This is a genomic window from Hominenteromicrobium sp. (genome assembly GCF_046974225.1).
Taxonomy (GTDB): Bacteria; Bacillota; Clostridia; order Oscillospirales; family Acutalibacteraceae; genus Hominenteromicrobium; species Hominenteromicrobium mulieris.
This window is the reverse complement of record NZ_JBKWAE010000025.1, coordinates 1-7,215: the sequence shown is the minus strand read 5'-3', so window position 1 is coordinate 7,215 and position 7,215 is coordinate 1. Positions and strand designations below refer to the sequence as shown.

Genomic DNA, 7,215 nt, shown 5'->3' with positions numbered 1-7,215 from the left:
ACAAGTGATATTATAGCAACAAACAGGCAAATTGTCAAGACTATTTTAAAAGAAACTTGAATTTTTGTTTGTAAAAAGCCGGATTTGCGTCGGTTTAGTCCTCAACGGCAATGGCGTTTTCTTCTTTGATTTCTTCCGCAAGCAGCATGCGCACAGGGTGCTCGGCGGTATACGGTTGCCATGTGGGCAAGCCCTCCCCATTCGGGTCGCCGGTCTTTGCGAAGTTTGCCCAGTAGGAGGACATTGCAGCTTCAAGCGTATAGTCGCACGGTTCCCACGGGCGCCAGCATCTGTTCATCGTGTGGAAAACATACCACAGCTCGGACGAATGAAACGCACCTGCGTTGTCGCCCGGCAACTGACGGTTGAAGAAATAGATGTAGCTCGGGCATCTGCCGAGTTTATTCTGGTTCTTCGCCCAACGCACGGCACTCTTTTCGAGAATTCTATCACCCGCTGCGATGTCGCCGCCGGTGCAGCCGATCATGTAATCGATGTCGTGCGCATTGCCGGAAAGCGCCACTTCGTCTACGGAAGCCTTCAGCAGCACGTTATCAACAACGGGCTGCCACGCAAGACCGCTTGGGGACTGGATGGTATACTGCACCTCGGCGATTTTTTCCGCCGGGACAGCACGCATCTCTTCGATGTTTTTCGCGCCGAGCTTTTCCATCAGCTCTTTGGAGGACTTCACGCGCATTTCAATGGAAACGTCGTGCGAAAGACCACCAAGGCCGCCTGCGCTCTGCAAAACAGCGCGCTTAATCTTGCCGCGCGTCAAATCGGACGAAATAAGCGTCTGCACGCTCATGCAGCCTGCAGACTGGCCCGCTGCCGTGATGCAGTCCGGGTCGCCACCGAACGCTGCAATATTCTCGTATACCCAGTCGATCGCTGCAACTTGATCGTAAATACCGTAGTTGCCGCTGATGCCCTCGGGATTTTCGGCATCGAGCTCCGGATGCACAAAGAAGCCGAGTGCGCCGACACGGTAGTTGATGGAGACGAACACCACGCCGTTTTTCGCAAACTGCTCGCCGTCGAACTCCTTTTCCGCGCCGCTGCCATGCGTGAACGCACCGCCGTGAATCCAGAAGAACACGGGCAACTTATCGCCCGGCTGCGCAGATGCAGGCGTCCAGATGTTCAGATACAGGCAGTCTTCGCTCTGCTTTAGGTTTTCATCACTGTAAAATTCCTTGCCGTAGAGATCCATTTTGGACAGATCAGTCTGCGGTGCTTTGGCGGAGAACTCCAGTGCGGGGCGCACACCCTCCCACTTTGCGTGCGGCTGCGGACGCTTCCAGCGCAGCTCGCCGACCGGCGGTGCAGCATACGGCACGCCCTTGAAGATCACGCTTTGTTTATCATCGGAAAACGCACCTTCGAGTGCGCCTTCTTTGACGGTTACGATCGTATTCATTGAAACTTCCTCCCAGGGATAAAATTCACGGCAACGCCGCGGATAAATTTTTGCGGTGCTGTCGGTGGTTTATAAATTTAATTTATGCGTTAAGCTGCTTCAGGAGCATCTCACCTGCGCCGGCGGGCACACTGTCGCCGCCAAACGATAACAGCGCACGCAGCGGCATTTCCGCCATCATACGTGCCATGGCCTCGCCCATGCCGATGTCGTCCGCATCTGCCTGTGCAAGCGGGTTCTGTGCCATCATCTTGCCGAGAATCTCGCGGCCGACGGGACTTTCCATAATCTCTTCAATCGTGGAATTCATTGTGTAGACGCGCTTAATCTGCGTAGTAGAGGTGACGTTCACCGTCGCGGTGCAGGCGATGTCGCGGCTGGATTTTGCCGCCATAATCGTGTAGTCGCCGGACTCAACGTACCAATCGGAAATATCGGTGCGGTAGTACGCGAACGCACGCTTTGCGAGCGTAAAGGTGACGGTCTTCTCCTCGCCCGGCTCAAGCTCGACCTTTTCAAAGCCGCGCAGCTCTTTTATGGGACGAATGGTGTGGCTTTCCGGCATGCCGACGTACAGCTGCACGACCTCTTTGCCCTTCACCTTGCCGGTGTTGCGGACGTTGACGGAGACGGTCAGCGTATCGGTATCCTTCATCTTGGACTTATCAAGCGTTAAATTGCTATATTCAAACGTCGTATAGCTGAGGCCGTAGCCGAACGGGAACAACACGTCCATGTTCTTTTTGTCGTAGTAGCGGTAACCGACAAATACGCCCTCGCGATACTCGGTCTTATTCTGCTCATCACCGAAGAAATAGAGGTACGAGGGGTTATCCTCCAGACGGCGTGGGAACGTTTCCGCGAGTTTGCCGGAAGGGTTCACATCGCCGAACAGCAGGTCGAGCGTCGCGGTGCCGACGGCTTCACCGCCGAGGTATGCGTACAGCACGCCGCGCACGTCATCAATCCACGGCATGGTGATGCAGCCGCCGCACATGACGACGACAACGGTGTTCTTCTGCACCTCGGAAACAGCTTTGACGAGTGCTTCGTGGTTTTTCGGCATCGAAAGCGTGCGGCGATCCATGCCCTCGGACTCCATGGCGTCCGTGATGCCGACGAACACAACGGCAACATCGGCGCTCTTTGCAGCCTCCTGTGCTTCCTTGAGGAGCGCTTCGTCGGACTCTGTGGTGTTCGTATCGTAGCCGGGCGCGTAGGTGACATCGAGTCCCTTTGCAGCCTCGAGCGCGCTTGTAACCTTATAGGAGTTCACATGCGAGCTGCCGCCGCCCTGAAAACGCGGAGTCTCCGCAAACTTACCGATGAACGCGAGTTTCTGACTGCGCTTTAATGGCAGAATGCCATCATTTTTGAGCAGAACCATGGACTCATCTGCAATCTTGCGCGCTTCTTCGTGGTCGGCTTCAAAATCGATCTTCGTTTCGGACTGCTTATTTTCGGTGTATTTGAGAACGATGTTCAAAATGCGCTCCACGGCGGTATCGAGCACCTTGATATCGAGCGTACCGTTGTTGACCGCGTCAACGATCTGCTTGTCGTTTGCGGCGTTTTTGCCGGGCATTTCAAGCTCCATGCCGGCTTCAAGGCACTTTACGCGGTCTGCGGTGGTCGCGCCCCAGTCGCTCATCACGTAGCCGTCAAAGCCCCACTCGTCGCGGAGAATATCGGTCAGCAAGCGCTTGTTTTCAGCGGCGAATGTACCGTTGATGCGGTTATACGAGCACATAATCGTCCACGGCTTCGAGTCCTTTACGGCAGTCTCAAACGCAGAAAGGTAAATTTCGCGCAGGGTGCGTTCATCAACGACGCTGTCGCTGGACATGCGGTTGTATTCCTGACTGTTGGCGGCGAAATGCTTCACGCTGACGCCGACATTCTGGCTCTGCACGCCGTTTATGTAGTTTTTGGCAAGCTCGCCGGTGAGGTACGGGTCTTCGGAAAGATACTCAAAATTGCGGCCACCGAGCGGAGAACGCTTGATGTTGATGGCCGGGCCGAGCAGAACGGAAAGGTCATCCGCCTGGCAGGCGTGGCCAAGCACTTCACCGGAGCGGCGGAACAGCTCGCGGTCGAATGAGCACGCCATGCAGGAGCCTGTGGGGTAGCTGGTGGCGGGCACGCTGGCGTTGAGGCCGAGGTGATCGGCGGCGTCAGACTGCTTACGGATGCCGCACGGGCCGTCCGAGACCATGACGGATTCAATGCCGAGGCGCTGCGGAGTATCGAGATGCCAGAAGTCTTTACCGGAGCAAAGCGCGGCTTTCTCTTCCAGTGTCATTTGAGAAATGATCGATTTCACATCCATACAAACAACTCCTATGACTGATTTGAGTTCAGTATAGCACACTTTCGCGAAAATTTCCATAGATAATTCAGAAATTTTGTTGACTTTATTGGTAGAAAGATATTATAAAAGCCGATACGATTACATCGGCTTTTCATCACAATTTGAATAGTTTTTCAAAATTATCATAAAGCATTTTCCGGTTCTCTTCCTCCCCGTAGCCGAGTGCGAAAAAGCGTTCAAGCTCCTTTTTGTGCGTCCACATGGGGAAATCCGTGCCGAACATGACTTTATCCATACCGAAATGTTCAATGCTCCTTCTTGCTTCGTCCGGGTTCAACACAAACAGCGAGCTGCTGGTATCGACCCACACGTTCGCGCCTTTTAGGCACGCTTTGGCTTCATCCCAGCGCTGGTAACCGCCGAGATGCGCGGCGATGCACTTTAATTCCGGCAGCTTTTCGAGCACATTTGCAAGCTTCTTCGGCGCAGAGAGCTCGCTTCTGGCGTCACCCATGTGAAATAAAATCGGCAAATCGCGCGCCATGCAGGCTTTGTAGACCGGCAGCATTTTTTCGTCATCGATGGCAAAGCCTTGAAAATCCGAGTGCAGCTTGATGCCGTGCAGGCCGAGCGCCTGAATTTCATTGAGCTCTTTTTCGACGTCCTCAATGTCCCGGTGCCATGCGCCAAGGCCGACGAACTTCGGGTATTTTTCGCATTTGGCCGCGATGAAACGATTGATGGAGCCAACCTGCTCCACTTTTGTCGCAACGGAGCAGACGAGAAATTTATCGAATCCTACGGCGGTGCCCTCTTCGTTTAAAACGTGCGGCAGGCCGACCTCCGCCATGGGAAGATCATAAAAACGGCCAACGTTTTCGGTCGCCTTTTCCGCTATCTTGCCGGGATAAATGTGGGCGTGCGCGTCGGCGGCACGGTACAAAACGCCGTTATGCTTCACCATGCGCCTTCGCCTCCCTTTCTTTTTTCGAGAACACACAGCCACAGAAATCCTGCCGATATAGGTTATAGTCTGCCGAAAGCTGAATGGAGCGCTTATAGCCCTCCTGTTTTTTGAAATCGGACGGCAAGTGCGGCACGCCGTATTCTTCTGCAAGCGCTTCGCCGATCTCATTTAGCTTCTGCGCGTTTTTCAGCGGGCTGATGGACAGCGTTGTCGTGAAAAAATCAAAATGATGCTCTGCGGCATACTTTGCCGCTGCTTCCATACGCAGCTTGTAGCACGCAAAACAGCGCTCGCCGCCCTCCGGGATGTGCTCAAGCCCGCGCACGGCGGTGAAGAATTCTTCCGGCACGTAAGGCAGATCAACAAGCGCTACTTCCTTGGTGCATGGCATTTCGGAGATAAGCCGCTTTAACTCTGCTTCCCTTTTTTGATACTCCGCCTCCGGATAAATATTGGGATTATAAAACAGCACGGTAATTTTAAAATGCGCTGTAAGCTTCTCCAAAACGGCGCTGGAGCACGGCGCACAGCACGCGTGCAAGAGCAAAGTCGGCCGCTTTTCCTCGTGCGTAAAGGTTTCGATGAGTGTATTCAGTTCTTTTGCGTAGTTTCTTTTATTAGCCATGACTTTATTTTATCACCGAAGCCCCGTTTTCGCAAGATATGTATACTCTTTATCACAAATTTCTTACAAATCCGCCGTGTGAATTGACAATATTGCCGTTTCGCGGTAAACTATATGTATCAAATTGTGCTCATACGGCGCATTTCGGTGTTTGTGTGCCGTTTTACAGAAAGGTTTCGTGACATGTTTGATTTTTCTATATTGATTTCCAACCCGCTCATCAACGTCGCTGTTGTTTCGTGGTGTGCGGCACAAATCTTAAAGACCAGCATCCATCTTTTTAAACACGGCGAATTTAAGAAAGAGCGTCTCTCCGGCGCAGGCGGCATGCCAAGCTCCCACTCGGCGGTAACGTGCTCGGTGCTGCTGACCTCTTACCTTATCTACGGCTTTTCCTCCCCGATCTTCGCCATGGCGTTCGTGCTGGCACTCATCGTCATGTACGACGCGACCGGCGTGCGCTGGGCGGCGGGTCTGCACGCAAAAGCCATCAACTACATTGTGGAATATTTAGGCGATGAGAACACCAAGGACAAAGACCAACTGAAAGAAATGATCCCGAAGCTGAACGAATCGCTTGGCCATCGCATGATCGAGGTGGTGTGCGGCGCGCTGCTCGGATTTGCGATCTCGCTCATCGGGTACTTCTGCTTCTAAAATTCAATTTGCATGAAAAAACGTTGCACGGAGCTTAGCCATGGGCTAATAAGGCAGTATTTAAGGAATTATGGTGTAATCCCGATAAAGGGGGGGTTACACCTTTTCTTTATTTAAGCGGATTTTTCCGCATTTTTCTGTTCTACTCTTTCCATTGTTTTCAAAAGTTGCTGCTCAGTTGGAATGTCAAATAATCCGACTGCGGTAAAATAAATATCCACTTTAACATTGTTATGCGAGTGCTTTTTCTCATTATTATGGATTTCAATACGCTCGATAAGCTTGTTGACAACGGTCGGCGTAAGCTGTTTCATTTCTGTAAATTCCATAAGCCCTTGATAGAGCATTTTCATATCAACAGTTTGCTTTTGAAGTTCAATGAGAGCTTTTTCATTTTCCTCAACCTCTGATATAAGTCGCTTTTGCTCAGCTTCGTATTCATTTGCCATACGGGAATAACGCTCATCGGATAACTTACCGAGAGTATTATCCTCATAAATTCTTGAGAATTTGGAATAATCTGATAATCATCTTGACATTTCTCAATTTTCTTATGCACTTTGTAACTGACTGTTGTACTCTTACCGTTTACGGTACAGCCGGTATATTGTCTGTTTTCAAGAATGTGAGCAACACTTTTGGAACTCCAACCATAAATATTGAGCGGTATAGGATTACTTGTTTTCTTGCCTACGGAATTGAAATATGCTGTCGGTGTAAGCACTTTTTCGGCTTCAAGCTGTCTGGCAATTTGTGACGGACCTTTACCCGAAATGCAAAGATTAAATATCTTTCTTACAATTTCAGCCGCAGGCTCATCTATGTACCATTGCTCCTTGTTACCTTCGATTTTCTTGTAACCGTAAGGCACTGTTGAAGAAATCCTCATACCCTTTGAGGCTTTCATTTCATTAACGGCACGGATTTTCTTTGAAGTTTGTGCAGCATACCATTCGTTAAAAATGTTATGAAACGGCATCATTTCCGTTCCCACACCTTCTGTGGTATCAACGTTTTCTTGTATGGCTATGAAATTTACACCCAAAGTCGGATAAACAATTTCTGTGTAGTGACCGCAAAGCAAATGCTCTCTGCCGAAACGAGATAAGTCTTTTACAATTACGGTTGACACCTTACCTCCTCCAATAAGGCTTTCCATTTCCTGAAAACCGGGACGGTTAAATAATGAGGTGTGATAGCGATAGCGGCAAAAAGCTAATAAAATCAATGGT

The 7,215-nt window shown here is 50.8% G+C and carries 7 protein-coding genes; 1 reads left to right on the top strand and 6 read right to left on the bottom strand.

Annotated features, from left to right (window positions below; genetic code table 11):
- Positions 1-94: 94 nt before the first annotated feature.
- The 4 genes from ACLTX1_RS12405 to ACLTX1_RS12390 all read right to left on the bottom strand — a co-directional run bounded on the left by ACLTX1_RS12405 (position 95) and on the right by ACLTX1_RS12390 (position 5,326).
- On the bottom strand, positions 95-1,423 hold the full coding sequence (locus ACLTX1_RS12405) for a carboxylesterase/lipase family protein (RefSeq protein WP_412331056.1): 1,329 nt from the start codon (positions 1,421-1,423) through the stop codon (positions 95-97).
- Between the two features lie 82 nt (positions 1,424-1,505).
- Positions 1,506-3,752, bottom strand: a complete 2,247-nt coding sequence (locus tag ACLTX1_RS12400) for a glycoside hydrolase family 3 C-terminal domain-containing protein (protein ID WP_412331055.1) — start codon at positions 3,750-3,752, stop codon at positions 1,506-1,508.
- 136 nt (positions 3,753-3,888) lie between these two features.
- The gene (locus ACLTX1_RS12395; RefSeq protein ID WP_308450081.1) at positions 3,889-4,698 is read right to left on the bottom strand and encodes an amidohydrolase family protein; all 810 of its coding nucleotides are present in this window, start codon (positions 4,696-4,698) and stop codon (positions 3,889-3,891) included.
- Positions 4,685-5,326: an epoxyqueuosine reductase QueH gene (locus tag ACLTX1_RS12390; RefSeq protein WP_308450082.1), complete on the bottom strand. Its 642-nt coding sequence runs from the start codon at positions 5,324-5,326 to the stop codon at positions 4,685-4,687. Before ACLTX1_RS12390 ends, ACLTX1_RS12395 begins: the two co-directional genes overlap by 14 nt.
- A gap of 183 nt (positions 5,327-5,509) precedes the next feature.
- Here ACLTX1_RS12390 and ACLTX1_RS12385 point away from each other — a divergent pair, with 183 nt between their 5' ends.
- The gene (locus tag ACLTX1_RS12385; protein ID WP_308450083.1) at positions 5,510-5,983 is read left to right on the top strand and encodes a divergent PAP2 family protein; all 474 of its coding nucleotides are present in this window, start codon (positions 5,510-5,512) and stop codon (positions 5,981-5,983) included.
- 113 nt (positions 5,984-6,096) lie between these two features.
- On the opposite strand, the gene ACLTX1_RS12380 is transcribed toward ACLTX1_RS12385, so the two are convergent.
- Entirely contained in the window at positions 6,097-6,336 is a 240-nt protein-coding gene (locus tag ACLTX1_RS12380; protein ID WP_412331054.1) for a DUF4368 domain-containing protein, read from the bottom strand.
- The coding region (locus tag ACLTX1_RS12375; protein WP_412331053.1) for a recombinase family protein at positions 6,333-7,215 on the bottom strand (883 nt) is incomplete at its 5' end. The genes ACLTX1_RS12380 and ACLTX1_RS12375, both read right to left, overlap by 4 nt.